The following is a 25,056-nucleotide window of genomic DNA, read 5'->3' on the forward strand; positions in this document are numbered from 1 at the left end:
GGTCTCCTCGCTCCTAGGCGTGCAGGTCGAGCACACCCGCGGTGCGCGCGGGTGCGGCTGGGCCGGTCGACCTGCTGGTCGCGGCCTGGCTGGTCTGGGTGGCGCCGGTGCGGGCGCGGTCGGCGGCCGCGGCGGTCCACTGGTCCCACTGGGCGCGCTGCGACCACTGGTCGCCGGTGCCCTGGCCGGTACCGGCGAACCCGCTGTCGCTGAGCTGGCAGGAGCCGAACCCGGCCTTCTCCAGCTCGCGGCGCAGCTCGGGCAGCGCGGCGCGCAGTGCCTCGCGGCCCGCGTCGGTGGCACTGCCCAGGTCGATGTGGATGTCGCCGCCGGAGATCCGCGCGGTGAGGCTGACCGGGCCGAGGTCGACCGGGTGCAGGTGCACGGTCAGCTCGTGTTCGCCGTTGTGGCCGCGCAGCGGGCTCAGCTCGGCGGCGAGCTGGTGGGCGTTCTGGGTGTGCACGGGGGCGTGCGGGGCCTGCGGCGCGGCCGGGGTGTCGACCGTCTGCACGCGGGCCATGTCCACCGGGGCCACCCCGGCGACCGGGACGGCCACCGCGGTCTGGTCCTGAGTGGACTGGTGGACCGGAGTGGTGTCCACGGAGATGTCCGGAGTGGACAGCTGGACCTGCTCGACCTGCGCGGTGGTGTCCACGCCGGGTGCGGCCTGGCCGTTGTCCGAGGAGCTGTCCTTGGCCGAGTCGTCCTTGGTGGACTTGTCGCCGGTGGCCCGCGCGGTGACCTCGCCCGGCGCGGTCTGCGCGGGGGAGGTGGCGTCGGCGGCCGCGGTGCCGGTGGCGCTCGTCTTGGCGTGCTCGGCGCTCGCCTGGGCCGGGATCGGGGTCGCGACCGGGACGCCGTCGACCGGGGCCGTCTGCTGGGCCTCGGCCCGCACGGTCCCGGAAAGGGGGTTCGGCGCTTGCGCCGACAGGGTGGTCGCGTTGTCCACGAATGACTTGTCGGCAGGCGTGGTGGGGGACTGCAGGGCCACACCCCGGTCGCTGCCGTTCGGCACCTGTTCCGCACCTGTGGCGCCCGGAATCGGGGTGCTCGCGTCGCTGACGGCCGTCGCGGCCGGGCCCTGAGCACTCGCCGCGAGGGCGGCGGCGTCCGCGGTGGGCCGTGCCTGGCCGGGCTGAGCCGCCGCGAGCGGGTTCGCGGTGAGCAGGTCCGCAGTGGACACCGCCGCCGTGGACGGATCCGCTGTGGACATCGCCGCTGCCGACAGGTCTGCCGTGGACAGAGCCGCGCCGGGCAGGGTGGCCGCTGGCTGGTTCGCGGCGGGCCGGGCCTCGCCGAGGGGGGTCCCGGTGGACACCGCCGCCGCGGCGGGCTGGGACGCCGCGGCGGCGGGAGTCTGGGCACCGTCCGCGGGCAGCGCCGACGGCGTGATCGCCAGGTCGGTGGCCTGCCGCGCGGTCGCGGTCACCGGCTGGGCGACCGCGAGGGGTAGTCCGAGAGTCGGCACGACCATGGCCGACATGAGCTCGGCGGAGGCGTCAGCCTGCTCCTCGGAGTCCTGCGCGATGGGCGTGACGGCGGTGGGCGGGGCGGGGGTCTGGTTCTGCGCGACCGGCGCGGTCGGGACCGCGAGCGACTGCAGCAGGTCGGCGAAGGCGGGTGCGGTGTCCGAACCGGACTGCTCGGCACCCTGCGCCGCGTCGACGGCCGCGGTGGTGGGCCTGGTCGATGCCGGGGTGAAACCGGGGATGGTCACGCCGCGACTCCGGAGTTGAGGTTGGCCATGATCTTGCGGACGTAGTTCTGGGTCTCGTTGTAGGGCGGGACGCCGTCGTACTTGCGCACCGCGCCCGGGCCCGCGTTGTAGGCGGCCAGCGCCAGCGGGACCGTGCCGAAGGTCTCCAGGTGGCTCTTGAGCAGCCGGGCAGCGCCGTCGACGGCCTGGCCGGGGTTCATCGCGTCGACGCCGAGGCCCTTGGCGGTCGCGGGCATCAGCTGCATCAGGCCCTGGGCACCGGCGCCGCTGACCGCGTTGGGGTTGTAGTTCGACTCGGCCTTGGCCACCGCGGACAGCAGGCCGGTCGGCAGGCCGTACTTCTGGGTCGCCTGGGTGAACAGCGACGAGTAGGCCGACGAGCCGCCCGCGGACACCCCGTACTTGCCGGTGAGCGCGGTCAGCGAGTCCGAGCCGGTCAGACCCGACAGGCCGGAGAGGCCGGAGAGGCCCGAGAGGTTCGTGGCCGCGGTCTCGGGCAGCACCCGGCGGATCGCGGTCGGGGTCTCGTAGACCTTGCCGATCTTGACGTCCTGGCCTGCCTCGGGCGCGTGGATCATCTTGCCGTCGCCGATGTAGATGCCGATGTGGTGCACCGGCGAGCCGAAGGCCACCAGGTCGCCCGGCTTGGCCTGCTCGAGCGAGGCGACCGCGGTGCCGACCTTGGCCTGGTCGCGGCTGACCCGGGGCAGGTCGACACCCAGGTCGGAGTACACGCGCTGCACGAGGCCGGAGCAGTCGAGGCCGCTGTCGGGGTCGGTGCCGCCCCACACGTAGGGCACGCCGATGTACTTCTGGGCCGCGGTGACCGCGTCGGCGCCGGTCGCGGAGCCCGCGGTGCCCGCCTGGCCGAGCGCGTCGGTGAGCGACGCGGCGAACTCGGAGCTCGAGGTGCTCTCCGCCTGGCGGGACGCCGGGACGACCAGCGCGTTGATCTCCGCCATCCGCGACATGATCGCCTGGATACCGCTCATAGGTTGTCTCCCCGCCCGTCGGTCCGCGCGTCCCCGCGCCGTTGCCCGGCCACTTCATCGGCAGCCCGCTGCTCGGCGGCAATATTTGCGAGCCGTTCTTCCTCAGTCACCCGTTCGACTAGTTTTTCCACGCCGCGGCGGCGCTGGGCGGCCTCGCGCAGCCGTCCCGACTCGACCTCGGACTCCGAGCGCAGGGCCCGCTCCTGGGCGCGCGCCTCGCTCAGCGCGGAGGCCAGTGCCCGGCCCGCGGCGACCGCGGCGACGTAGCTGACGGCGTCGCCGTCGCGCGGCCCGCCCCAGGCGCGCATCGACTCCGCCCGCGACTCCGCGTGCAGGCCCGCCTCGGCCAGCCGGGCGTTGGCCCTGGTGACCGCGCTCTTGGCGATGTCCTCCTGTGCGCGCCTGGCGCGCAGCACGGCGGCCAGCTTGGTGCGGATCGTCATCAGTGCCCTCCACCCTCCGGCGCGCCGTGCAGCAACCGGGACAACTGCTCCCAGGCCGCGGTCGCGGGGACCTGGTCGTCGATGCTCTGGCGCAGGAACTCGTTGATCGGGCCGCGCAGCGCCAGCGCGCGGTCGGCGTCGGGGTTGGTGCCCGGCACGTAGGCGCCGATCTCCACCAGCTCGCGCACGTCGCGCTGGGCGGCGAGCAGCCTGCGCAGCGTCGCCGAGTCGGCCCGCTGCTCGCGGGTGGTGATGGCACCGGTCACCCGCGACACCGACTCCAGCACCTCGATGCTGGGGAAGTGCCCCGCGGTGGCCAGCTTGCGGTCGAGCACCACGTGACCGTCCAGGATGGACCTGGCCGCGTCGGCGATCGGCTCGTTGTGGTCGTCGCCCTCCACCAGCACGGTGTAGAGGCCGGTGATGCCGCCGACCGGGGCGGGCCCGGCCCGCTCCAGCAGGGTGGGCAGCAGCGCGAACACCGAGGGCGGGAAGCCCCGGGTCGCGGGCGGCTCGCCAGCGGACAGGCCGACCTCGCGCTGCGCCATGGCGATGCGGGTGAGGCTGTCCATCATCAGCAGCACGTTCTTGCCGGTGTCGCGGTAGAACTCGGCGACCCGGGTCGCCACGAACCCGGCGCGCAGGCGCACCAGCGGCGGCTGGTCGGAGGTGGCGACGATGACCACCGAGCGGGCCAGGCCCTCGGGGCCCAGGTCGTTCTCCAGGAACTCGCGCACCTCGCGGCCGCGCTCGCCGATCAGCGCGATCACGGTGATCTCCGCCTGGGTGCCGCGGGTGATCATCGACAGCAGGCTGGACTTGCCGACGCCGGACCCGGCGAAGATGCCGATGCGCTGCCCGTGCCCGCAGGGGACCATCGTGTCCAGCGCGCGCACGCCCAGCTGCAGCGGCTCGCTGATCAGCGAGCGCTCCATCGCCGAGGGCGGCGCCATGTCCACCGAGACCCGGGTGAGGCCGGTCAGCGGCGGGCCGCCGTCCATCGGGTTGCCCAGGCCGTCGAGCACCCGGCCGCGCAGCTCCTCGCCGACGGCGATGCGCAGCGGGCCACCGGTGTTGACCACCGGGCTGCCGACGCCGACGCCGCCGAGCGGGCCGAGCGGCAGGCACACCACGCGCTCGTTGTCGAGCGCGACGACCTCGGCCAGCAGCGGCTGCTCGGCCGGGCCGATGCTCACCAGGTCGCCGATGCGGGCGACGATGCCCGCCACGGTCACCGCGAGGCCGACGACGCCGACGACCGCGCCGGTGCGGCTGGGCTTCGCGGCGGGCAGCAGGGCGGCGAACCGCTCGCCGAAGGCGGCGCTGTCGCGCAGGCTTGTGTTCTCGTGGAGGCCGGTGCTCTCGCGCAGGGTCGTGGTCACGGTGCCAGCTCCGCCCTGACCCTGGCCAGCGCTGCGCCGAGGGTCGCGTCGACGGTCGAGACCGCGGTCTGGGCGATCGCGTCGCCGCGCGCCACACCGGGGTCACCGACCAGGATGACCTGCTTGCCGGGGGTCGGGTCGCCGTCCGCGGTCAGCTCGACCAGGTCCAGCGGGTTGACCCGCACGGTGACCGACGCGGTGGCGGGCAGGCCGCCGATGGCCCGGGAGAGCCCGGCCCGCGCGCTCTCGGTCACCGCGACCGAGAGCTGGGTGCCCAGCATCGCCTCGGCCAGTTCGACCGCGGCGGCCAGCACCTCGGCGGCCAGGTCCTCGGCGCGCCGCACGGTGGTGCCCAGCACCTGGGTGGCCGCGTTGTCCACGGCGGACACCGCGAGCGCGGTGCGGTGCGCCCGGTCGGCGAGCAGCCGGTCCAGCTCGGCCTTGGCGGTGGCCCGCGCGGCCGTGGTGGCCTCGCGCGCCTCGCGCATGCCCTGCGCCCAGCCGGTGGCGTAGCCCTCGGCGTGCGCCCCGGCGCGGCCGGACTGGTTGACCGAGGTGACCCCGATCTGGAACGGCACGGCGGCGTCGTCGCCGCGCACCACGGTGCCGACCCGCTCAGGCGACGAACTCATCGTCATCTCCTCGCCGCAGCACGATCTGACCGGACTCCTCGAGCGTGCGGATCTCGCCGATGATCTTGGCCTGGGCTTCCTCGACGACCCGCAGGCGGATCGCGCCGAGCACCTCGATCTCCTCGACCAGGCTCTCCGCCGCGCGCTCGGAGAGGTTGCGCAGCACCTTGTCGCGCACGTCGTCGCGCACACCCTTGAGCGCGGTGGCCAGGTCGGCCGGGGAGACGTTGCGCAGCACCAGCTGCAGCGACTTGTCCTCGATGCCGACCAGGTCCTCGAACATGAACATCTGGCTGCGGATCTCGTCGGCCAGCTCGGGCGAGCGCTTGGCCAGACCGTCCAGGATGGACCGCTCGGTGGCCCGGTCGGACCGGTTGATGATGTCCACCAGCGGGCCGACACCACCGATGCTGGACACGTCGGATGGCTGCAGCAGCGAGGACAGCTTGCGCTCGAGCTGGTTCTCCAGCTTGCGCACGATCTCCGGGGAGGTGCGGCCCATGGTCGCCACCCGCAGCGCCACCTCGCTCTGCCGCTCGGGGGCGAGCCCGCCGAGCACCGCGGAGGCCAGGTTGGCAGGCATGTGCGCCAGCACCAGCGCCACCGTCTGCGGGTGCTCGTCCTGCACGAACGAGAGCACCTGGCGGGGCTCGGCCCGCTGCAGGAAGCGGAACGGCACGTCGACCATGGTCGCCCCGATGCGGTCGACGATCTCGTCGGCGCGGTCGTGGCCCAGGGTCTCGATGAGCAGTTCGCGGGCGTAGTCCATGCCGCCGTGCGCGACGTGCTTGCGCGCCTTGGCCATCGCGTGGAACTCGTCGAGCACGTTGGTGGTGAAGCCCGCGTCGACGGCGCCGAGCCTGGCGACCTCGGCGGAGAGCATCTCCACCTCGGCCTCGCGCAGCTTCGAGAGCACCTTCGCCGAGCCGTCCTTGCCCATCTTCAGCAGCAGTACCGCGGCCTTGCGCAGGCCCTCGGGGGTGTTGGCGGTGTCCGACATGGTGGTCAGGCCCCCTTCGTCGCGAGCCAGCCGCGCAGCAGCCTGGCCACCTCGTCGGGCTGCTCGTCGACGAGCGCCTCGATCTCCTTGAGCTTGCGTTCCTGCGCGCCGCCGTCGCTGTCGCCGCTGAGGCCGCCACCGATGGCGGTCAGCTCACTGGCGGACTCCAGGCGGGCCTTCTCCTCGGCCGCCTCCAGCGCGACGCTGCGGGTGCGCTCCAGCTCGACCTTGATCTCGTCGAGCCGCTGCATCTCCGCGGCCTGCAGCACCCGGTTGCGCTTGCGGCGGCGACGGCTGGCGAACCAGGTCACCAGCAGCAGCACCACGACCGCGAGCGCGGCGGCGCCCTGCTTGATCAGCGTCAGCTGCTCGGCCTTGCCCGCGTCGGCCTGCTGGGTGGCCAGCTCCTGCTGGGCGGCGTCGGCGGTGCTGGTGTTGAACTTCATCGAGTTCACCGCGAGCGTGTCGCCCCTGGTGGTGTTCAGGCTGACCGCGGAGGCCGCCAGCTCCCGGATCTGCGCCAGGTCGGCGCCAGCGGCGGTGTTCTCGTCGATCAGCACGGCGACACCGAGCTTGCGCACCTGGCCCGGCGCGTTCTTGCGGGTCTCGATGACCGAGTTGACCGCGTTGTCGCGCACCGCCTTCTGCTGCGAGTAGGTGCCGTTGCCGTCGGTGGTGGTGCCGGTACCGGTGCCGACGGCGTCCGAGGTGGTGCCGTTGGTCTGGCCGAGGACGCCACCGTTCGCGCCTGCCGCGCCCGCGCCGGTGCCGGAGTAGGTCTCGTCGGTGGTGCTCTCCGACAGCGCGGGGGCGTCGGACTTGGTGTAGGTCTGGCTCTTGGTCTCCGAGGTGTCGAAGTCCAGGTCCGCGGTCACCTTGACCACCGCGTGGTTGGGGCCGACGACCTGGGTCAGCAGCGACTGCAGCGAGCTGGACAGGCGCTGCTCGTAGGCGGCGGTCTCCTGCTGGCGGGTGCTGGTCGAGCCGGAGTCGCCCTGGCCGGGGGCCGCGAGCACGGTGCCGTCCGACCCGGCGACGGTCACGTTGTCGGGGTCCATGCCCTCGACGGCCGAGGCCACCAGGTGCACGACGGTCTGGACCTGGTCCGAGGACAGCTTCTTGCCGCCGGAGGTGGCCACCATGACCGACGCGGTCGGCTTGCTGGAGTCGTCGGAGAAGACGTCCTTGGTGGGGATCGCCAGGTGCACGGTGGCCGCGGTGACGCCGTCGATCGACTTGATCGTCTTGGTCAGCTCGCCCTCGAGCGCCCGCTGGTAGGTGACCTGCTGCATGAACTCCGAGGTGGTCACGCCCTGCTGGTCGAGCAGCGAGTACCCGGTGTCCTCAGAGGACGGCAGGCCCGCGCTGGCCATCTTCAGGCGCAGGTCGTAGAGCTGGTCGGTCGGCACCATGACGGTGGTGCCGCTGTCGGCGAGCTCGTACGGGGTGCCCGCGGTGGTCAGCTCGTCGACGATCGCCGAGGCGTCCTTGGCCGCGAGGTTGGTGAACAGCGGCGAGTAGTTCGTGGTCGCCGCGAAGAACGTGAAGTAGGCCCAGATCCCGATGCTCGCGACGAGTACCCCCGCCACCACGACGATCTTCTGGCCGAGCGAGAAGGCCCTGAACCCGTCGACAACCCTGCGCAGCAACACCATGATCCGGTCCTGGTTCACGCCTGCAGCCTCATGATCTCCTGGAAGGCCTCGATGGCCTTGTTGCGGACCTGGACCGTGAGCTGGGTGGTCAGGTTGGCCTCGGTGGCCGCGGCGAGGTAGTTGTGCACGTCGATGTCGGATCCGGTGGCGGCCTTGACGGCCAGCTCACTCGCCCGGTCCTGCACCTGCTGGCTGCTCTGCAACGCCTTGCCGATGATCGCGCCGAAGCCGGACCCGGAGGCCGACTCGGCAGCGGAGGTCTCGCCGAGGGAGATCGGGGCGACGACGGCTGGCGGGGCGATCGCGGATGTCACCGCGCTGATGGGGCTGCTCACGCGTTCTTCCCGAGGTTGAGTGCGGCCTGGTAGGCCGAGGTGGCCCGCTCGACGGCGGCGATGTTGGCCTGGTAACCGCGCTGGGCCATGATCAGGTAGCCCATCTGCTCGCTGAGGTCGATGTCCGGGTACTTGACGTAGCCACCGGCGTCGGCCATCGGGTGGGTCGGCTCGTAGACCATCCGGCCGGTCTTGTCCCCGGACAGCACCTGCGAGACCACGCTGCCGTTGTGCGTCGGCAACTCCTTGGCCACCACGAAGCGCTCCTGGAACGCGTTGCCGCTCGTCGGGGCGACGTTGTTGATGTTGGCCATGTTGTCCGAGACCGCGTCGAGCCACTTGCGGTGCACCGAGACGCCACTGGCGGCGGTGTCGATGATGTTGAACATGGTTAGCGCACACCCTTCAGCACGGTGCTGACCAGCCCGTACCGGTCGTCCATGGCGCGCAGCATCAGCTGGTAGCGCAGCCCGGTCTCGGTGGAGCCCAGCGTCTCCTCGTCGAGGTTGACGTTGTTGCCGTCCTGCCGGGCGGCCAGGTTCGACGTCGAGAACGACGCCCGCACACCGGAAGCACCGTCGCCGCTGGAGATCGCCTGGGCCAGCGCGGTCTCGAACTCGACCTTCTTGGCCTTGTAGCCGGGGGTCTCGATGTTGGCGATGTTGTTGGCCTGCACGCGCTGGCGCGTGGCCAGTCCGTCGAGCGAGGCCCGCACGGCCTGTGTGGTGAGATCGTCGAACACGACCGGTGCTCCTTCGTGCCGGTGGTCGCCGATCCGTGGCGGGTGACTCTGAGCGTTCCGTGCTCAGGCGCTTCTTCGGCTCCGTAGGAAGAAGAATGAGCCGGCAGCGGTGGTGCACCGGTCGTCGTTCGGTTGCCACTCGGGTGCTCTTGCACCAGGTCAGGCACATGGTCATCGAAGTGGCCCCGATCACAGGGGCGGGCGCGGAGATCGTCGGGAGTCCACACCGGACGAACGCGCACAACCGCGCCCGCGACCTGGGAGGAGGTGGTCGCGGGCGCGATCGTTCACACAGCCGGGCAAGCCCAGCCGCGGGTCTTTCAGTTGGTGACGCGGTCGGCGGCGCGGTGACCTGTCTTCTGGCCGCTGCTCACCCGGCCCCTGTCTACATGGCCACGTCGACGTAGCTGGGGCGGGCCGGGTCGCGCCGGTCCTCGACCATCTTGCCGATCACCAGCGAGTGCATCGCCGCGCCGGACATGGCGGCGGCGAGCTTGGTCGCGATCTCCAACTGCCTGCGCAGCACCGCGTCCGCGCGCGGACGCATGTCCAGCGGCAGCGGGCCGAGTCCGGCAGGCGGGGTCCACGGGTCGAACTTGGGCAGCTCGCGGAGCATGTGCTCCTCGAGCAGCAGCGCCTCCGCGGAGGCCACATCGGACTCCAGCCGGTCGAGCGCCTGGGCCCAGGCCAGGTTCCACGCGCTCGCCGTGCCGCTCACGACTTGCCGTTCGCCGCGGGGAGGGCCTCGACAGCCTCCCGCCACGCGTCGCGCAGCGGCTCGACGATGCCCAGCGCCGCGCGCACCGCTGCGGCGTCCTGGGCGATGTTGGCGCGCATCAGCGCCGCGAGCAGGAACGCGTAGATCCCGGCCAGCTCCTTGCCGCCCTCCCATGCCTCCGGGCGCAGGGAACCCTGCAGCTCCAGCAGGATGTCCTGGGCGTGCAGCAGCAGTTCCGAGGCGGCGGAGCGGTCACCGGCGTCGACGGCGTCCGCGCCGCGGGCCAGGTCGAGGCAGAGCCGGTCGTAGAGCATGACCAGCAGGCGACCCGGGGTCGCGGTCGTGACCGAGTCAGCGAGGTAGCGCTGGCGCAGTGCGGGGCTCGACATCTCAGGGATCTCCTAGCTCAGGCTCGAGAGCTGGCTGGAGAGCCAACTCGACTGGTCCTTCAGCTTGCCGAGCGCGGTTTCCAGGTTGGTGTACTGCCGCTGCAGCGCCACCTTCTTGGAGGCCAGCTTGCCGTCCCAGTCGGTGATCTGGTCGTTGAGCTTGCGGACGTAGGCGTCACCGTTCTGGATGACCAGGGTGAGCTTGCCGGTGGTGCTGTTGGTGACCCCGTCGGCCACCTCGGTGTAGCGGCCGGTCAGCGTGGTGCCGATCTGGGCCTTCACCGCCGCGGGGTCCTTGCCCGCCGCGGCCAGGAACGCGCTGCGGTCGAACTTCAGCGCGCCCGTGCGGTCGAGTGACACACCGGAGGTGCTGAAGGTGCCGTTCGGGACGCCGCTGCTCACCGAGGTGAGCAGTTGGTCGCGCAGGCTGCGCACCATCGGGTTGCCCGCGAGCACGCCCGCGGTCTTCGTGGTCGCGTTGTAGGCGGTGTAGCCGTCGATCAGCGACAGCGCCGAGTTCACCGCGTTGACCAGGGTCTGGGTGGCGTCGGCCGCCTTGCCCGGGTCGGCGGTCGTGGAGACGGTGACGCCGGACTCGACCTTGTTCGCGGTGACCGTCACACCCGGGATGAGACCGGTGAAGGTGTTGTCCGCGCTGGCGAGCTTGTAGCCGCCCGCCAGCGGGTTCCCGACGGTGACGACACCGTCCGCGCCCTGCGTCATGACCGCGGTCGCGTTGGTGAGCCCGGAGACGCTGAACGACTTCGCCGCACCGGTGCCGGTCGCGGAGAACTGCAGCACCTGGCCGGTGGTGGTGGTCAGCACCGTCGCCCGCACCCCGGCGTTGGCGCCGTTGATGGCGTCCGCGACGCCCTGGGGGGTGTTGGTGGCGACCGGGACGTTGACCGTCTTGTCGCTGAACACCAGGTCCAGCGAGGCGCCAGCGGCGGGCGTGCCAGAACCCGGCACCGCCGAGGTCAGCACGTGCGTGGCGGCCAGCGAGGTCACGTCGAAGGTGGCGGTACCGGCCAGCGCGGTGGTCGACGCGGCGACCGAGACCGCCGAGGACGACGAGGTGGCCTTGACCGCGGTCCAGGTGGTGGACGCGGCGAGGTCCTTGGCCGCGTTCTGCACCGCCAGCATGCGGGTGTTGATGGCCTGGTAGGCGGTGGTGAGCTTCTGCTGGTCGCTCACCTTGCCCTTGAGGCGGGTTTGCGGCGCCGCCTCGAGGCTCATCAGCTGCGAGATGATCGAGGTGGTGTCCAAACCGGTGACGAGTCCGTCGACACTTGTCATGGCGGGGCCTTCTTCTTCGTCCGGGGTCGACCACTACATCGGCCGCTGGCGGCCGGGCATGAGAAAAGCCCGGGCACTGATCTGGCTGATCAGTGCCCGGGCCGTGTTCACTCAGCCACGCAGGAGCTGCAGAACGCTCTGCGGAGCCTGGTTCGCCTGGGCGAGCATCGCGGTGCCCGCCTGGGACAGGATCTGCGACCGGGTGAACTTGACCATCTCCTGCGCCATGTCGGTGTCGGTGATCGCCGACTTGGACGCCGAGAGGTTCTCCACCTGGACGTTGATGTTGTTGATGGTGTGCTCGAACCGGTTCTGGTACGCACCCAGCTGGCTGCGGGCGGTCGACAGGTTCTTGATCGCGGTGTCAACGGCGTCGATCGCGTTGCGAGCGTTGGTGGTGTTGTTGAGCGACACCGCGTTGCCGACGCCGAGGCCAGCGCTGTCGAAGCCGGTGGCGGTGGAGCCGGTGGTGCCCGCGACCGCGGTGCCCGCGGTCAGACCAGCAGCCGACGAGGAGACGGTGATGGTCTCGGACTGGGCGACCTTGGACGAGATCTTCAGGTCCGCGCCCGCCTTCGTGGCGACGAACGAGGCGCTGAAGCTGGCGTTGCCGTTGAGCTGGTTGACAACGTCGTCCAGGCTGGACGGGCTGTTCAGCGTGACCGTGGCACCGTTGCCGCCGATGGAGGCGGTGATGGTCTCGGTGTCGAGGGCCGCGCTGAAGGTACCCGAGAGGGTGTTGCTGGCCTTGGTACCGGCGGCACCGAACACCGACGCGTCCATGGACACGTTGATGCGGTCGTCGGTGGTGTTGTTGGCGCCGACCTGGAAGGAACCGGTGTAAGCGGTACCGCCAGCGGTGCCAACGGCCAGCAGCTTCTGGCCGCCGAAGGAGGTGGTCTTCGCGATCCGGTCCAGCTCGGACTGCAGCTGGCCGAACTCGGTCTGAGCCGCCGCCTGGGCGTTGGTGTCCTGCGAACCGCCGTTGGCGGCCTGGACAGCCAGGTCACGCATGCGCTGCAGGATCTCGGCCGACTCGTTCAGGGCGCCATCGGCGGTCTGAACGACGTTGACGCCGTCCTGGGCGTTGCGGGTCGCTACCTTGAGGCCGCCGATCTGGGCCTGGAGGCCCTGGGCGATCGACATGCCCGCGGCGTCGTCCGCGGAGCGGTTGATCCGCAGGCCAGACGAGAGCTTCTCCAGCGAGCCCTGCATCTGCTTGTCGTTGACCGACAGGTTGCGGTACGCGTTCATGGCAGCGATGTTGGAGTTGATGCGCAGACTCATGATGTTTCCTCCTTGAAGAGAGTCCCAATCCCCGCCCTTCCGTGGGCAGGCACCGAGTTATTCGGCGTTCCCCGCCGGTATCTGAGGTTCCGGCGGAAGTTTTTTTGGCGGATCAGGCGGACATGTCCATCGGGACGCCCTGCGCCGTCGTCTTGGCCAGCCGGGTGCGCAGGGTGCCCTGCGCCGCGACAGCGGCGTAGTAAGAGGCGCGGCGGCGCGCGGCGCAGCCGTCCGGCTTGTCCGACGAGGACACCCGCTCGGGGTCGAGCTGGGAGTTGATGCCCTCGCGCAGCAGCGCGGTGGCCTCGGCGCGCAGCTGCGAGACCCGCGACTCGGTGACCCCGAGCCGCTCGGCGATCTCGGCCATCGGCCGGTTGTTGAAGTAGTACTCCTCGACGACCACGCGCAGCCGCTCCGGCAGCACCTCGACCGCGTCGCGCAGGTACCCGACCCGCTCGCGCTCGACGATGAGGTCCTCGGGGGTGGCCCGCTCGTCCGGGATGACCATCTCGGACGCCTCGGGGCCGTCGGTGACGACCGACTGGAGGCTGACCACGAAGGAGCGCTGCACGTCGTCGCGGATGGACACCACGGTGCGCACGTCGGTCTCCAGCGCGGTCGCGAGCTCCGAGTCGTTGGGGACCCGGCCGTGCTCGGCGACGAAGGCGTCGCGGGCGCCCTCCAGCTTGCGGACCTTGCCGCGCACCGAGCGGCTCGCCCAGTCCTGGCCGCGCAGCTCGTCGAGCAGCGCGCCCCGGACGCGGACCGCGGCGTAAGCCGGGAACGGGACACCGCGGGCGGGGTCGTAGGCGTTGGCGGCGGCGACGAGGGCCTCGGAACCGGCGGAGAACAGCTCGTCGCGGCGGACGTGCGCGGGGACCCTGGCCAGCATCTCGCGGACCACGTGGCCGACGAGCGGCAGGTTGGCCGCGATCAGGCCGTCGGTGTCGGTGGTGCGAGTGGTGCCCGGGTTCTCCGCCATGTCGTTCCTCCGCCGCTCAAATCCGTCTGGGACTTCCAGGCGGTGAGTGCGTCCGCCTCGATGTCACAAAGGTGAGGCCCGGAAGGTGCTGGCCAAGTGCCCTACGGGTGCGTCTCGGGTGCGACCGGCCCCGAAGCTTTCGCCCGGATTCCTCAAGCGCGCCCCCGCCGCGTCGATAGGGCTTGACGAAGACCCATCGAGGAAGCCCCCGGAGGCAGCGCAGATGAACCCCGTCGAGACCTCAGCGATCCTCTGGCGGCAGCGCGAGCTGCTGTCCCTGCTGCTGTTCAAGCTCGAGGTGGAGAGCCTGCTGCTGGCCGCGGGCCGCACCAGGTGGTTGGGGTCGGCGACCTACGAGGTCGAGCTGATGCTCGAGCGCATCCAGAGCACCGAGCTGCTGCGCGCGGCCGCCGTGGACGAGCTCGCCGAGACCCTCGGCCTGCCGCCCGGCCCCAGCCTGGCCGCCCTCACCGACGCACTGGACGAGCCGTGGACGGCGGTGTTCGCCGAGCACCGCACCGCGCTGGCGACCCTGTCGGCCGAGATCGAGGCCGCTGTCGAGGCCAACCGCGACCTGCTGACCTCGGGCCGCCGCGCGGTCGCCGAGGCGCTGCGCGTGGTGCGCGGCGGCGGCGACGGCAGCCTGTACCGCGCCGACGGCAGCACCGCACCCGCCGCCGTGGGTGCCCGACTCGTGGACGAGGCCCTGTAGATGAGCTCCTTCAACGGGATCAACACCGCCCTCACCGCCCTGCGCACCCAGCGCCAGGGCCTCGAGCTGGCCGGTCAGAACATCGCGAACGCGGGCACCGAGGGCTACACCAGGCAGCGCCTGGAGACCTCCTCGATCGGTGGCTCCCCGGTCCCGGCCTTCTGGTCGACGCCGAACAAGCTCTCCACCGGCCAGGGCGTCCAGGTCACCTCGGTGAACCGCCTGCAGGACGCCTACATGGACGCCCGCGTGCGCTCCGAGCACGAGCGCAAGGCCGCCACCGACACCAACCACGACGTCCTCGTCGACGTCGAGCGGGTCTACAACGAGCCGAGCGACAACGGCCTGCAGGCCCAGCTCACCGACCTGTGGTCCGGCTTCGCCGACGTGTCCGACAACCCCGGCGACCCCGGGTCCCGCACCCAGCTGCTCACCCGCGCCCAGTCGGTGGCGAGCACGCTCAACGCCGCCTCCGCCGAGCTGGCAGGCCAGTACTCCGACCGCCGCACGCAGCTGGTCAACAACGTCAACGACATCAACGCCGCCTCGAAGCAGCTGGCGAGCCTCAACGAGGCCGTCGTGCGCGCCAAGGCCGCCGGTGTCAGCGCCAACGAGCTCTCCGACCAGCGCGACAACGCCGCCCTCAAGCTCGTCGAGCTCACCGGTGGCCAGCTCACCCGCGGTGCCGACGACTCGGTCACCATCACCCTCGGTGGGTCCAACCTGGTGAGCGGCAGCACCTCGCGCGACCTCAAGGTCACCAACGGTGCCGACATCGCCAGCGCAGGCGCCGACCCGGTGACCCTCAAGTGGGTGGACACCGACACCGTCGCCACCGGCGCGGGCGGCAAGGCAGGCGCCCTGCTCAACGGCCTCAACACCGTGCTGCCCGACCAGTTGGCCCGCTTCGACAAGGTCGCCAACGCGCTCACCACGACCATCAACACCGCCAACGCCGCCGGGTTCACCAAGGCGGGCGTCGCGGGCGGTGCCCTGATGTCGGGCACCACCGCGGCCACCATCACGGTCGCCACCACCAACCCGGCCGACATCGCCGCCTCGGCGAGCAGCACCCAGGCCCTCGGCGGCGGCAACGCCGACGCGATGGCCAGGCTCGGCTCGAAGTCCGGTGGCGCGGACGAGGTCTACCGCACCAACGTCGCCGACATCGGCATGCGCGTGCGCGCCGCCGAGCAGGCCGCCGCCACCCAGGGCACCATCACCAACCAGGTCGACTCCGCGCGGTCGGCCACCTCCGGGGTCAACCTGGACGAGGAGCTCACCTCGATGATCACCTACCAGCGCTCCTACGAGGCCGCTGCCAAGGTCATGTCCACCGTGGACTCGATGCTCGACACGCTGATCAACCGGATGGGGGTCTAGCCATGACGGGTTTCCGGGTGACCGAGCAGTCCACCTCGGCCAAGGTGCTGGCCGGTCTGCGCACCAGCCAGAACAACGTCGACCGGCTGCGCGAGCAGATGACCACCGGCAAGCAGGTGGCCAAGCCGTCGGACTCCCCGACCGGGGTCGTCTCGGCCATGCAGGTCCGCTCCGACATCGCGACCCGCGACCGCTACGACCGCAGCGCCACCGACGGCGTCGCGCGCCTGAGCACTGCGGAGAACGCGCTCAGCACCGGCAGCGACCTGCTCAACCGGGCCCGCGACCTGGTGCTGCAGGGCATGTCCGAGCCCGCGCTGAGCAACCCGTCCGCGCGCGCCGGGATCGCCGTCGAGGTCCGCTCCCTGCGGGAGAACATGATCTCGGTCGCGAACACCACCTACCTGGACCGCCCGGTCTTCGGCGGCACCACCGACAAGACCAGCGCGTTCCTCGACACCGGCGTGTACCAGGGCGACACCGGCAGCGTGCAGCGCCGCGTCGGCGACAGCACCCAGGTCCGCGTCGACGTCTCCGCGGATGTCTTCGGCACCGCCGCTGGCAACGTCTTCGACGTGCTCGCCTCCATCGCCACCGGCCTGGAAACCAACCCCGCCACCCTTTCCGGTGACCTCGATCGGTTGGATCTCGCCAAATCGCGTGTCACGAACGAACTCGCGGGCGTCGGCAGCCGTTACAGTCAGCTCACCGCGGCCCAGGACACGGCGAGCACCCAGGTCCTGGCGCTGACCGGGCGGTTGTCCGAGATCGAGGATATCGACATGGCCAAGGCGGTGATCGACCTGCAGACCCAGACCGCGGGCTACCAGGCAGCGCTCGCGGCGACCGCCCGGGTCGTGCAGCCCTCCCTGTTGGACTTCCTGCGATGACCGCGACTCTTGCCCGAGGAGGCACCGCGTCCGCCGTGAGCACCACCGCAGCCGAGGCAGGGCAAGCACTGCCGACGATCGAGTTCCGCACCCCCATGCCGGGGTTCCCGGAGCACCGCGAGTTCGTGCTGGTCGCCGTGGACCCCGACGGGCCGCTGTTCACGCTGCGCTCGGTCGACGACCCGGCGCTGCGCTTCCTGGTGGTGCCGCCCGCGCCGTTCTACCCGGACTACGCCCCGCAGGTCAGCGCCCAGGTGCTGGAGCAGTTGGGCACGACCGACCCGGAAGACCTGCTGGTCCTGCTGGTGGTCACCGCCGCTGGCTCGGTCGCCGAGGCCACCGCCAACCTGCTCGCCCCGGTCATCGTCGACCAGAGCACCCGACGAGCGGTCCAGGTGATCCTGGAGGAAGATCTCCCCATCCGAGCCCGGTTGTTGCCCGCCTGAAGCGGTGGGGGGAGGAGAGATCACGTGCTGGTGCTGACTCGTCGGACCGGGGAGAGCGTGCGGATCGGGGACGAGGTCACCGTCACCGTGCTCGACATCAGGGGCGACGTGGTCCGCGTGGGCATCCAGGCCCCCAGATCCGTCACCGTGCACCGCGACGAGGTCTACCGGGAGCTGCGCAAGGCCAACGAACAGGCCGCCCGCTCGGTCGACGAGGGTGCCGCCCTGCTCACCGACGCGCTGCGCAACCGCGGGCAGGGACCGGTTCCCGGTCCGGCCCGCCTCGCCGTCGACACCGCGCCCACCCCCGGGCCGGTGCCGACACCACCCGCACCCGCGCGACCGGTCCCGACACCCCCCGTTCCCGGGCCGCCGGTACCCGGGCCCGCTCGACCCGCCGACCCGCGGCACCCGACGCCCCGCCCGCCGGGGACCTGATCGCCCGCCGAACACCCCGTCCGCGCGACGGGGTGTTCGGCGTCGGGCAAATCACCCATCGTGGCGCCAATCGGTGGCCGCCCGCGGTGGGGCGGTGGTGAAAACCCGCGCTCGCCGGTGTCTTGCGGCATGCTGCTGCTGTGCAGCGAGTGACCCCTGAGGGTGAGCAGGACACCACCGAGCCCGAGCCCGAGTACCGGCTCCCGGCCGAAGTGGACTCACCGACCGAGGGCGGCCCGCCGAGGCGACCGCTGGCCAGGTGGCTGCTGCGCCACCGCGTGCAGCCGGTCGGGCGCGCCGGGCACGAGGACCACGGCACCCCGCAGGCGTGGTGGAAGGTCATGTGCCTCACCGGCGTCGACTACTTCTCCACCCTGTCCTACCTCCCGGCCATCGCCGCGGTCGCCGCGGGCGCCGTCTCACCGATCGCGACCGTGCTGATCGTGGCGCTGACCCTGTTCGGGATGCTGCCGATGTACCGGCGGGTGGCGGGGGAGAGCCCCAACGGCCAGGGCTCGGTGGCGATGCTGGAGAAGCTGCTGCCGTTCTGGCGGGGCAAGGTCTTCGTGCTGGTGCTGCTGGGGTTCGTGGCCACCTCGTGGATCATCACCATCACCCTGTCCGCCGCGGACGCGACCGTGCACATGGTGGAGAACCCGTTCTTCCCGTCGCTGCTGCACGGCCACGAGGTGTTGGTGACCGTGCTCCTGCTGCTCGTGCTCGGCGGGGTGTTCCTGCTCGGCTTCAGCGAGGCCGTCGTCGTCGCCATCCCGCTGGTGGCGGTGTTCCTGGCGCTCAACGCGGTGATCGTGGTCGTCGGCGTGGTCGACCTGGTCACCCACGGCGCCCAGTTCGCCGACTGGTGGTCCGCGCTGACCTCCGGCGGCAACCTCGTCGGCACCGCGGTGCTGGCGTTCCCGCTGCTGGTGCTCGGCCTGTCCGGCTTCGAGACCGGGGTCAGCATGATGCCGCTGATCGCCGCCGACGGGGACTCGCCCAAGAAGCGGCTGGCCAGTCGGGTCCGCAACACGCGCAAGCTGCTCACCACGGCCGCGCTCATCATGTCCGGCTACCTCATCGCCACCAGCCTCATCACCACCGTCCTCATCCCGGCCAAGGAGTTCGAGCCGGGCGGGGCCGCGGTCGGCCGCGCGCTGGCCTACCTCGCGCACGCCAGGCTTGGCGACGTCTTCGGCACCGCCTACGACATCAGCAGCATCCTGATCCTCTGGTTCGCCGGGGCGTCGGCGATGGCCGGGCTGATCAACATCGTGCCCCGGTACCTGCCCTCTTACGGGATGGCGCCGGAGTGGGGCCGCGCGGTCCGCCCGGTCGTGCTCGTCTACACCGCGCTGTGCGTCATCATCACGATCGCCTTCGACGCCGACGTCAACGCCCAGGCGGGCGCCTACGCCACCGGCATCCTGGCGATGATGGTGTCCGGGGCGTTCGCCGTCACCATCTCGGCGCTGCGCCGCGGGGAGACCGGCAAGACGGTCGGGTTCTCCGCGCTCACCCTCGTGCTGCTCTACGCGCTGGTGGCCAACGTGGTCGAGAAGCCCGACGGCCTCGCGATCTGCGCGGTGTTCGTGGCCGGGGTCATCGTGGTGTCGCTGGTCTCCCGCGTCACCAGGACGACGGAACTGCGCGCCGACCGGATCGAGTTCGACGACCAGGCCCGCCGGTTCGTCACCGACTCGCTCGAGCACGACGGCAGGCTCAACATCATCGCCAACAAGCGCCAGGCCGGTGACGCCGAGGAGTACGCGGCCAAGGAGATCGAGCAGCGCGGCCTCAACCCGGTACCCGGCAGCGCGGACGTGCTGTTCCTGGAGATCGACGTCGTCGACCCGTCGGACTTCAGCGACGTGCTGCGGGTGCGCGGGGTCGATGTGGACGGTCACCGGGTGCTGCGCGCCGACAGCCCCGCCGCGCCCAACGCGATCGCGGCCCTGCTGCTCGCCCTGCGCGACGCGACCGGGGTCAAGCCGCAGTGCTACTTCGAGTGGTCGGAGGGCAACCCGCTCACGCACCTGTTCCGCTACCTGCTGCTCGGCCAGGGCGACACCGCCCCGGTGACCAGGGAGATCCTGCGCACCGCCGAGCCGGACCCCGGTCGCAGACCGGGTATCCACGTGGGCTGACCGGGTGACACCGGGCCCCGACCGCATGACGTTCTCCTCAGATCTCGCTCGGTTGAGCCGAGTGTCCGGGAAACGAACGTCGTCAGTGGTGAGGAGTGGGTCGTGGCACTGTTCGCACCAGCCAGCGCGTTGCTCGGCAGGCTCAAGTACGCGTACAAGATCCTCCTGCTCACCGTGGTCCTGTTGTTGCCGCTGGCCTTCGTGTCCTACGGCTACATCGGCATCCAGACCGCCCAGGTGGACTTCAGCGCCAAGGAGCGCGACGGCGTCGCGTACCTGCGCCCCGTCCTCACCCTGACCGCGGCCACTGTGGACGCCCGCAGGGCCGCCGCCGCGGGCACCACCACCGGCGCGATCACCGACGAGATCGCCGGGGTCGACGCCGTCGACGCGACCCTGGGCGCCGAACTCGGTGTCTCCGCGGCGTGGAGCACCGCCAAGACGGCGCTCGCCACCGCGGTGCAGGCCGGTCAGGGCCAGGCCGCCTACGACGCGTACAGCAAGGCGTCCTCGGCGCTGCTGACGCTGATCGTGTCCATCTCGGACACCTCGAACCTGACCCTCGACCCCGACCTCGACTCGTACTACCTGATGGACGCGCTGGTGTTCCGCCTGCCCGCGCTGCTCGACCTGGCCGGTCAGGTCGTCGACGACGCCACCCTGGCCACCGCCGACGGCTCCACCGACCGCCTGCAGGAGACCCGGCTGCGGCTGTCGAAGGCGTCCGGCGCGCTGGAGAGCACCCAGGCCGCGGTCGACACCGGGGTGAAGACCTCGTTCGAGAAGACCTCCCGCGACGAGCTGGCCACCGCGAAGTCCGATGTGGACGCCGAGCAGAAGGCGCTCGGCGCGATCCTCGCCCAGGTCAACACCGCGGTGGAGACCGGGAACCTGTCGGCGATCACCGCCGCGACCGGGGACACCGCGCGCACCGAGGTCAGCCAGCTGATGGACAAGCTCGTCCCCGAACTGGACGCGCTGCTGGTGACCCGCATCGACGGGTTCGAGCAGAAGGCCCTCGTGGTGGAGTTGGCCACGCTGATCTCCGTGCTGCTGGTCGGCTACCTGCTGGTCGGCTTCTACCTCTCGGCGACCGTCCCGCTGCGCCGCACCGTCGGCACCCTGCGCGCCCTGGCCGAGGGCGACCTCACCCAGCGCGTCCCGGTCGACACCCGCGACGAGGTCGGCCAGATGGGCACCGCGCTCAACGAGGCCCTCGGCCGGGTCAAGTCCGCGATCGAGGAGCTGCAGGGCGACGCCGAGGGCGTGGCCAGCGCCTCCACCGAGCTGTCTGCCGTCTCCGGCGAACTGCGCCGCACCGCCGAGTCCAGCGCGGCGCGGGCTGGTGAGGTCGGCTCCATCGCCAACCAGGTCTCCGCCCACGTCGACTCGGTCTCCACCGGCGCCGACGGCATGACCGCCGCCATCGACGAGATCTCCTCCGGCGCCAGCCGCGCCGCCGCCGTCGCCGTCGAGGCGGTCGACGCCGCCATCGCCACCCAGAACACCATCACCCGCCTCGAGGAGAGCTCCAAGCAGATCGGCGAGGTCGTCAAGGTCATCACCGCCATCGCCGACCAGACCAACCTGCTGGCCCTCAACGCCACCATCGAGGCCGCCCGAGCAGGCGAGTCCGGCAAGGGCTTCGCCGTGGTCGCGGGCGAGGTCAAGGACCTGGCCCACGAAACCTCCAAGGCCACCGGCGACATCTCCGCCAAGGTCGAGGCCATCCAAACCGACGCCAAGGCCGCCGTCGCCGCCATCGAGGGCATCGCAGGCGTGATCGCCCGCATCAACGACTTCCAGACCACCATCGCGGCGGCGGTGGAGGAGCAGTCGGCGACTACCGGGGACATGAGCCGGGCTATCGGGCAGGTCGCCTCGGGTGCGCGGGAGATGGCCATCGGGATCGGGGAAGTTGTTGTGGAGAACCAGCAGACGACGACCGGTGCTGTGTCCACTGCGGTGGCGGCTGAGGAGTTGGCTGGTACTGCTGAGCGGATGCGGGGGATTGTGGGGCGGTTCACGATCTGATGCGGGGGCATGGGGCCGGGATCCGCTGTTGGGGGTCCCGGTCTCTTGCTGTGGTTGGGTGGGTGGGGGTGTCCGGTGGGGTTGTCCACAGGGGGGTGGGGTGTCCACAGGGGATGGATTCAGCCTTCTGGGGTGTCGGTGCTGCTCGGTAGGCTGTATATCGGGGGCTGCTGTGGCGGGTTTGATCTTGAGCTGAGGGACCGGCGGCTCTCGTGCTCGGCTTCGCCGTCGATGATCAACGCCTCGCCTTCGGCATTGGCCTGTGCGCGAGTTTCGAGCTTTGCTCGATGCGGCGAACTTGTTTTGCGCGGGGCCCCTACAACACCCGTGGCAGAACCGCAAAGCAGGGGCCGAAAAGCAGGCCCTGCCGCGTGAACGACGCTACGGCTGCTGTCCCCCCACACAAAACAAGTCCGCCCCATCGAGCCGGCTTGGCACCAGCGGATCCGAGGAGCGGTTGTGGGCCAACGTTGTAGAGGGGCGTGTTGGGGCCAACGCCTGTGAGGGGCATATTGAGGACCAGTGCCTGCGATGGGCGCGTTGAGGACCAACGCCTGTGTAGAGCACACGGAGGGCCATGCCTGCGATGGGCATATTGAGGAGCAATGCCTGCGAAGGGCGCGCAGAGGACCAACGCCCGTGTGGGGCACGTTGAGGACCATCGCTTGCGTGGGGCGCGTTGAGGACCAATGCCTATGTGGGGCACATGGAAGCCCCATGCCTGCGATGGGCGCGTTGAGGACCATCGCCTGGGAGGGGCGCGTGGGGGCCAACATCGCTAAGTCTTGGGCGGTTCGCGTCGGGGACTTCGAGGAGCGCGTGTGGGCCAACGATGTCGGTCTCGCTGGATCGGTCCCTTGAGGACCTGTTGGTCTAGGCGGCCGATAGGTGGTGCAGGGTGTGGGTTCGGGTCTCGGATCGGTCCAGCAGGATGGCGGTGGCGTTGTCGTCGCCCTGGGCGGCGGTGACCAGGGTTGTGGCCGGGGTGGGGGAGTGCGACAGCAGGGCGGCGATCCGGGAGGTGGACAGTCCCTTGTGGACGCCGTCGGTGGTCAGCAGGAGGGCGGTGGGCTGGTACGAGTCCACCTCCCCGATGGACTCCGGTGTCGCTGTCCGGACGCTCGTGGTGACGATGTTGTTCAGGCGTGGGGCCACGGCGACGCCCCGGTCGGCGAAGTACTGGGCGATGGTGTGGTCGGTGGTCAGTTGGCTGACCACCGAACCGTCCCAGGTGTACGCGCGGGTGTCGCCTGCCCAGGCGATGCGGTAGCCGGTGGGGGTGGCGTGGGCGACGACCAGGACGCAGTCGCCTTCGGCTAGGGCGCGGACGGCGCGTTGGGCGGCCAGGAGGCCCTCGCGGGGGCTGATGCCGATCGTCACGGCGGCTGCGGTGGCCACGCGGGCGGCCAGGGCGGCTGCCGGGGTGTCGCCGATGCCGTCGGCCAGGGCGAGCACCGTGGTGCCGCCGGGGGTGCCGGACGCCGCGGCGTCCGCGTTGACGTGCCTGTTGCCTTGGGATCCTGCCAGGTGCCAGTCCATGGGGTCCTCCTTCGCCGATACCCACTGTCGGCGCGGAAGCTGTGCGTTGGCTGTGCGTGGCCTGACCGCCGGTTATGAAGCCGGTCCGGCCAGCGGCAGTTCCAGGCGGATCACCGTCCCGCCGTTGCCGCCGTGCGACGGGGTGAGCACCATGGCGCCGCCGTGGCGTTCGGCGATGGCGCGGGCCAGGACCAGGCCGAGGCCGGAGCCGACGATCAGGTCGCCGTCGTTCTCGCCGAGGGTCATCGTGGTGAACAGCCGCCCCGAGTCGCCCGGCAGCGGGTTCTCGTCGATGACCTCCAGCACCCAGTCGTCGCCGCCGGTCGACGAGCGCACGTGGACCGACGCCGACGGCGGTGAGCTGCCGATCGCGGCCGCCACCACGTGGTGCACCATCCTGGCCAGCAGGTCCCGGTCGCCGGTGAGCACCGTGGCGTCGGCGCCGAGCCCGCTGACCACCTTCACCGACCGGTCGGCCGCGGGCCGCGACAGGGTGGCGATCTGCGCGGCGACCAGCGGCCCCACCGGGGTCGGCGCCAGGTCGAGGTGCCGCGAGTGCGACTCCAGCCCGGCCAGGAACAGCAGCTTCTCCACCAGCGTCGCCATCCGGTGCACGTTGCGGTCCACCGCGAGCGCCAGCGTCCGGTCGCCCTGGCCGTCGGTCAGCAGCGGGGTCAACGACGTCAGCGTCGTCAGCGGCGTGCGCAGCTCGTGCGACACCGTCGCGATGAACTCCGTCTTCAGCGACGCCAGCCGCGACAGCTCGGCGTTGCGGCGCTGCAGCGAGCGTTGCGACTCGACCTGCTCGGTGACATCGCGCAGCACCCACAGGTTGCCCAGCCGCTCCCGGTCGTCCTTGATCGGCAGGAAGTCCACCTCCAGCACCCGGTCCGGCCCGAAGGGCACCACCGCGCGCCGCACCGCCAGCCCCTCGGCCATGCACTGGCGCGCCAGGTCGTCGAGCCCGGTGTAGTGGCCGGGCGGCAGCCCCCGCAGCCCGCGCACCACCTCGGCGCGCTGCCCGCTGAGCCCCGCGGCGTCCCCGCGCAGGTCCAGCATCGCCGCCGCCGCCGTGTTGATCGTCAGCACCACCCGGTCGTCGTCCTGCAGCAGCACCCCGACCTCGAGCGAGTCGACCAGCTGGCGCAGCCGGGCCGCGGTCACCTTGTTCGTCCGCTGCGCCTCCTGCAGCGCGGTGATGTCGTGCGCGAAGGCGACCAGTCCACCGATGGCCGGGTCGTCGATCCGGTCGAGGAAGTCGATGTCGAGCACCCGCCAGCCGACCGGGGTGCGCACCCGCGCCGAGTGCCTGATCTGCCCGCCGGGGTTGTCGGCGTGCAGGTTCTCGATCAGGTTCGCCAGCTGCGGCTGGTCGTCCGGGTGCACCAGCGAGGTGATCGCCGACAGCGTGGTCTCGCCGTAGCGGACCGGGGTGCCGTCCGGCCACTGGACCATGTTGCTCCACCGCAGCAGCCCGTCCGGGGTGAACAGCGCCACGATGCTGGGCATCTGGGCGATCACCGCGTCCCGGAAGTCGACGACCCCGCCCTCGGCCCGCACCCCGTCGAGAGCGGCCGCGACGGTGTCCACCAACGGCGCCAGCCGCGGGTCCGGCTCGCCGTCGCAACGCACCGACACCGCCCCGCCCGCGGTGAGCGCGACGGTGACCGTCGCGCCGGGCACCGGGGTGCCCACACCGGCGTTGACCACGCCGGGCAGCCCGCGCAGCACGCCCAGTGCCGCGTGGACGGCGCGACCGGACCGGTCGGCCCAGGTGACCGCGCGCACCACAGCCGCGCAGTCCCACGGGGAGCTCCCCGCGGAGGTGTCCGCCATGTGACCTCCTTGTCGTGATCAGTGTGGCGAACCCGCACCCCCGAACCGCGGTGCCGACAACCGT

Annotated in this window: 24 protein-coding genes; 7 read left to right on the forward strand and 17 right to left on the reverse strand. The window is 71.3% G+C overall.

What is annotated here, in order from left to right; all coding sequences use genetic code 11:
• Positions 1–13 precede the first annotated feature (13 nt).
• From CLV68_RS32480 to CLV68_RS32550, 15 genes are all read right to left on the reverse strand, one after another.
• Entirely contained in the window at positions 14–1,717 is a 1,704-nt protein-coding gene (locus CLV68_RS32480) for a flagellar hook-length control protein FliK (RefSeq protein ID WP_121394862.1), read from the reverse strand.
• Positions 1,714–2,709 (reverse strand): transglycosylase SLT domain-containing protein, encoded by a 996-nt coding sequence (locus CLV68_RS32485; protein ID WP_121394863.1) that lies wholly within the window; start codon positions 2,707–2,709, stop codon positions 1,714–1,716. The genes CLV68_RS32480 and CLV68_RS32485 overlap by 4 nt, the downstream gene beginning before the upstream one ends.
• Positions 2,706–3,152, reverse strand: coding sequence for a hypothetical protein (locus tag CLV68_RS32490; protein WP_121394864.1), 447 nt, complete (start codon positions 3,150–3,152; stop codon positions 2,706–2,708). The genes CLV68_RS32485 and CLV68_RS32490 overlap by 4 nt, the downstream gene beginning before the upstream one ends.
• Positions 3,152–4,534: a FliI/YscN family ATPase gene (locus tag CLV68_RS32495; RefSeq protein ID WP_246010244.1), complete on the reverse strand. Its 1,383-nt coding sequence runs from the start codon at positions 4,532–4,534 to the stop codon at positions 3,152–3,154. The genes CLV68_RS32490 and CLV68_RS32495 overlap by 1 nt, the downstream gene beginning before the upstream one ends.
• Positions 4,531–5,166, reverse strand: a complete 636-nt coding sequence (locus tag CLV68_RS32500) for a FliH/SctL family protein (protein ID WP_170224720.1) — start codon at positions 5,164–5,166, stop codon at positions 4,531–4,533. The genes CLV68_RS32495 and CLV68_RS32500 overlap by 4 nt, the downstream gene beginning before the upstream one ends.
• The gene (gene fliG / locus CLV68_RS32505; protein WP_121394866.1) at positions 5,150–6,166 is read right to left on the reverse strand and encodes a flagellar motor switch protein FliG; all 1,017 of its coding nucleotides are present in this window, start codon (positions 6,164–6,166) and stop codon (positions 5,150–5,152) included. The genes CLV68_RS32500 and fliG overlap by 17 nt, the downstream gene beginning before the upstream one ends.
• Positions 6,167–6,171: 5 nt before the next feature.
• The gene (fliF, locus tag CLV68_RS32510) at positions 6,172–7,839 is read right to left on the reverse strand and encodes a flagellar basal-body MS-ring/collar protein FliF (protein ID WP_121394867.1); all 1,668 of its coding nucleotides are present in this window, start codon (positions 7,837–7,839) and stop codon (positions 6,172–6,174) included.
• On the reverse strand, positions 7,836–8,156 hold the full coding sequence (gene fliE / locus CLV68_RS32515) for a flagellar hook-basal body complex protein FliE (protein WP_121394868.1): 321 nt from the start codon (positions 8,154–8,156) through the stop codon (positions 7,836–7,838). Before fliE ends, fliF begins: the two co-directional genes overlap by 4 nt.
• Positions 8,153–8,545, reverse strand: coding sequence for a flagellar basal body rod protein FlgC (locus tag CLV68_RS32520; protein ID WP_121394869.1), 393 nt, complete (start codon positions 8,543–8,545; stop codon positions 8,153–8,155). Before CLV68_RS32520 ends, fliE begins: the two co-directional genes overlap by 4 nt.
• 2 nt (positions 8,546–8,547) lie before the next feature.
• Positions 8,548–8,898 (reverse strand): flagellar basal body rod protein FlgB, encoded by a 351-nt coding sequence (locus CLV68_RS32525; protein ID WP_121394870.1) that lies wholly within the window; start codon positions 8,896–8,898, stop codon positions 8,548–8,550.
• A 385-nt stretch (positions 8,899–9,283) separates the two neighbouring features.
• Positions 9,284–9,616 (reverse strand): hypothetical protein, encoded by a 333-nt coding sequence (locus tag CLV68_RS32530; protein WP_121394871.1) that lies wholly within the window; start codon positions 9,614–9,616, stop codon positions 9,284–9,286.
• Positions 9,613–10,005, reverse strand: a complete 393-nt coding sequence (fliS, locus tag CLV68_RS32535; RefSeq protein WP_121394872.1) for a flagellar export chaperone FliS — start codon at positions 10,003–10,005, stop codon at positions 9,613–9,615. Before fliS ends, CLV68_RS32530 begins: the two co-directional genes overlap by 4 nt.
• 12 nt (positions 10,006–10,017) lie before the next feature.
• On the reverse strand, positions 10,018–11,301 hold the full coding sequence (gene fliD / locus CLV68_RS32540) for a flagellar filament capping protein FliD (protein ID WP_121394873.1): 1,284 nt from the start codon (positions 11,299–11,301) through the stop codon (positions 10,018–10,020).
• Between the two features lie 111 nt (positions 11,302–11,412).
• Positions 11,413–12,588 carry a flagellin N-terminal helical domain-containing protein gene (locus CLV68_RS32545; RefSeq protein WP_121394874.1) on the reverse strand — a complete coding sequence of 392 codons (1,176 nt, stop codon included), beginning with the start codon at positions 12,586–12,588 and terminating at the stop codon, positions 11,413–11,415.
• Positions 12,589–12,700: 112 nt separating this feature from the next.
• A complete protein-coding gene (locus CLV68_RS32550) occupies positions 12,701–13,570 on the reverse strand; it encodes a sigma-70 family RNA polymerase sigma factor (protein WP_121394875.1) in 870 nt (289 codons plus the stop codon).
• A 223-nt stretch (positions 13,571–13,793) separates the two neighbouring features.
• Here CLV68_RS32550 and flgN point away from each other — a divergent pair, with 223 nt between their 5' ends.
• From flgN to CLV68_RS32585, 7 genes are all read left to right on the forward strand, one after another.
• Positions 13,794–14,282 carry a flagellar export chaperone FlgN gene (gene flgN, locus CLV68_RS32555; RefSeq protein ID WP_121394876.1) on the forward strand — a complete coding sequence of 163 codons (489 nt, stop codon included), beginning with the start codon at positions 13,794–13,796 and terminating at the stop codon, positions 14,280–14,282.
• Entirely contained in the window at positions 14,283–15,665 is a 1,383-nt protein-coding gene (gene flgK / locus CLV68_RS32560) for a flagellar hook-associated protein FlgK (RefSeq protein WP_121394877.1), read from the forward strand.
• A 2-nt stretch (positions 15,666–15,667) separates the two neighbouring features.
• A complete protein-coding gene (locus tag CLV68_RS32565; protein ID WP_121394878.1) occupies positions 15,668–16,555 on the forward strand; it encodes a flagellin N-terminal helical domain-containing protein in 888 nt (295 codons plus the stop codon).
• A 35-nt stretch (positions 16,556–16,590) separates the two neighbouring features.
• The gene (gene fliW / locus CLV68_RS32570) at positions 16,591–17,001 is read left to right on the forward strand and encodes a flagellar assembly protein FliW (protein ID WP_246010245.1); all 411 of its coding nucleotides are present in this window, start codon (positions 16,591–16,593) and stop codon (positions 16,999–17,001) included.
• 24 nt (positions 17,002–17,025) lie between these two features.
• Entirely contained in the window at positions 17,026–17,439 is a 414-nt protein-coding gene (gene csrA, locus CLV68_RS36060; protein WP_425454896.1) for a carbon storage regulator CsrA, read from the forward strand.
• A 341-nt stretch (positions 17,440–17,780) separates the two neighbouring features.
• Positions 17,781–19,583, forward strand: coding sequence for an APC family permease (locus tag CLV68_RS32580; protein ID WP_246010249.1), 1,803 nt, complete (start codon positions 17,781–17,783; stop codon positions 19,581–19,583).
• A gap of 102 nt (positions 19,584–19,685) precedes the next feature.
• On the forward strand, positions 19,686–21,617 hold the full coding sequence (locus tag CLV68_RS32585) for a methyl-accepting chemotaxis protein (protein WP_121394881.1): 1,932 nt from the start codon (positions 19,686–19,688) through the stop codon (positions 21,615–21,617).
• A gap of 873 nt (positions 21,618–22,490) precedes the next feature.
• Here the strand turns inward: CLV68_RS32585 and CLV68_RS32590 are convergent.
• Positions 22,491–23,156, reverse strand: a complete 666-nt coding sequence (locus tag CLV68_RS32590; RefSeq protein ID WP_121394882.1) for a PP2C family protein-serine/threonine phosphatase — start codon at positions 23,154–23,156, stop codon at positions 22,491–22,493.
• Between the two features lie 72 nt (positions 23,157–23,228).
• Positions 23,229–24,992, reverse strand: coding sequence for a sensor histidine kinase (locus CLV68_RS32595; protein WP_121394883.1), 1,764 nt, complete (start codon positions 24,990–24,992; stop codon positions 23,229–23,231).
• Positions 24,993–25,056 lie beyond the last annotated feature (64 nt).

The sequence above is a fragment of the Actinokineospora cianjurensis genome, assembly GCF_003663795.1.
In the GTDB taxonomy this organism is placed as follows: domain Bacteria; phylum Actinomycetota; class Actinomycetes; order Mycobacteriales; family Pseudonocardiaceae; genus Actinokineospora; species Actinokineospora terrae.

Coding starts and splice junctions, on each gene's coding strand:
- CLV68_RS32485 (WP_121394863.1), bottom strand. CDS start 2,709: ATGAGCGGTATCCAGGCGATCATGTCGCGGATGGCGGAGATCAACGCG.
- CLV68_RS32490 (WP_121394864.1), bottom strand. CDS start 3,152: ATGACGATCCGCACCAAGCTGGCCGCCGTGCTGCGCGCCAGGCGCGCA.
- CLV68_RS32500 (WP_170224720.1), bottom strand. CDS start 5,166: ATGAGTTCGTCGCCTGAGCGGGTCGGCACCGTGGTGCGCGGCGACGAC.
- fliG (WP_121394866.1), bottom strand. CDS start 6,166: ATGTCGGACACCGCCAACACCCCCGAGGGCCTGCGCAAGGCCGCGGTA.
- CLV68_RS32520 (WP_121394869.1), bottom strand. CDS start 8,545: ATGTTCAACATCATCGACACCGCCGCCAGTGGCGTCTCGGTGCACCGC.
- fliS (WP_121394872.1), bottom strand. CDS start 10,005: ATGTCGAGCCCCGCACTGCGCCAGCGCTACCTCGCTGACTCGGTCACG.
- fliD (WP_121394873.1), bottom strand. CDS start 11,301: ATGACAAGTGTCGACGGACTCGTCACCGGTTTGGACACCACCTCGATC.
- CLV68_RS32545 (WP_121394874.1), bottom strand. CDS start 12,588: ATGAGTCTGCGCATCAACTCCAACATCGCTGCCATGAACGCGTACCGC.
- CLV68_RS32550 (WP_121394875.1), bottom strand. CDS start 13,570: ATGGCGGAGAACCCGGGCACCACTCGCACCACCGACACCGACGGCCTG.
- flgN (WP_121394876.1), top strand. CDS start 13,794: ATGAACCCCGTCGAGACCTCAGCGATCCTCTGGCGGCAGCGCGAGCTG.
- flgK (WP_121394877.1), top strand. CDS start 14,283: ATGAGCTCCTTCAACGGGATCAACACCGCCCTCACCGCCCTGCGCACC.
- CLV68_RS32565 (WP_121394878.1), top strand. CDS start 15,668: ATGACGGGTTTCCGGGTGACCGAGCAGTCCACCTCGGCCAAGGTGCTG.
- CLV68_RS32580 (WP_246010249.1), top strand. CDS start 17,781: ATGTGCCTCACCGGCGTCGACTACTTCTCCACCCTGTCCTACCTCCCG.
- CLV68_RS32590 (WP_121394882.1), bottom strand. CDS start 23,156: ATGGACTGGCACCTGGCAGGATCCCAAGGCAACAGGCACGTCAACGCG.
- CLV68_RS32595 (WP_121394883.1), bottom strand. CDS start 24,992: ATGGCGGACACCTCCGCGGGGAGCTCCCCGTGGGACTGCGCGGCTGTG.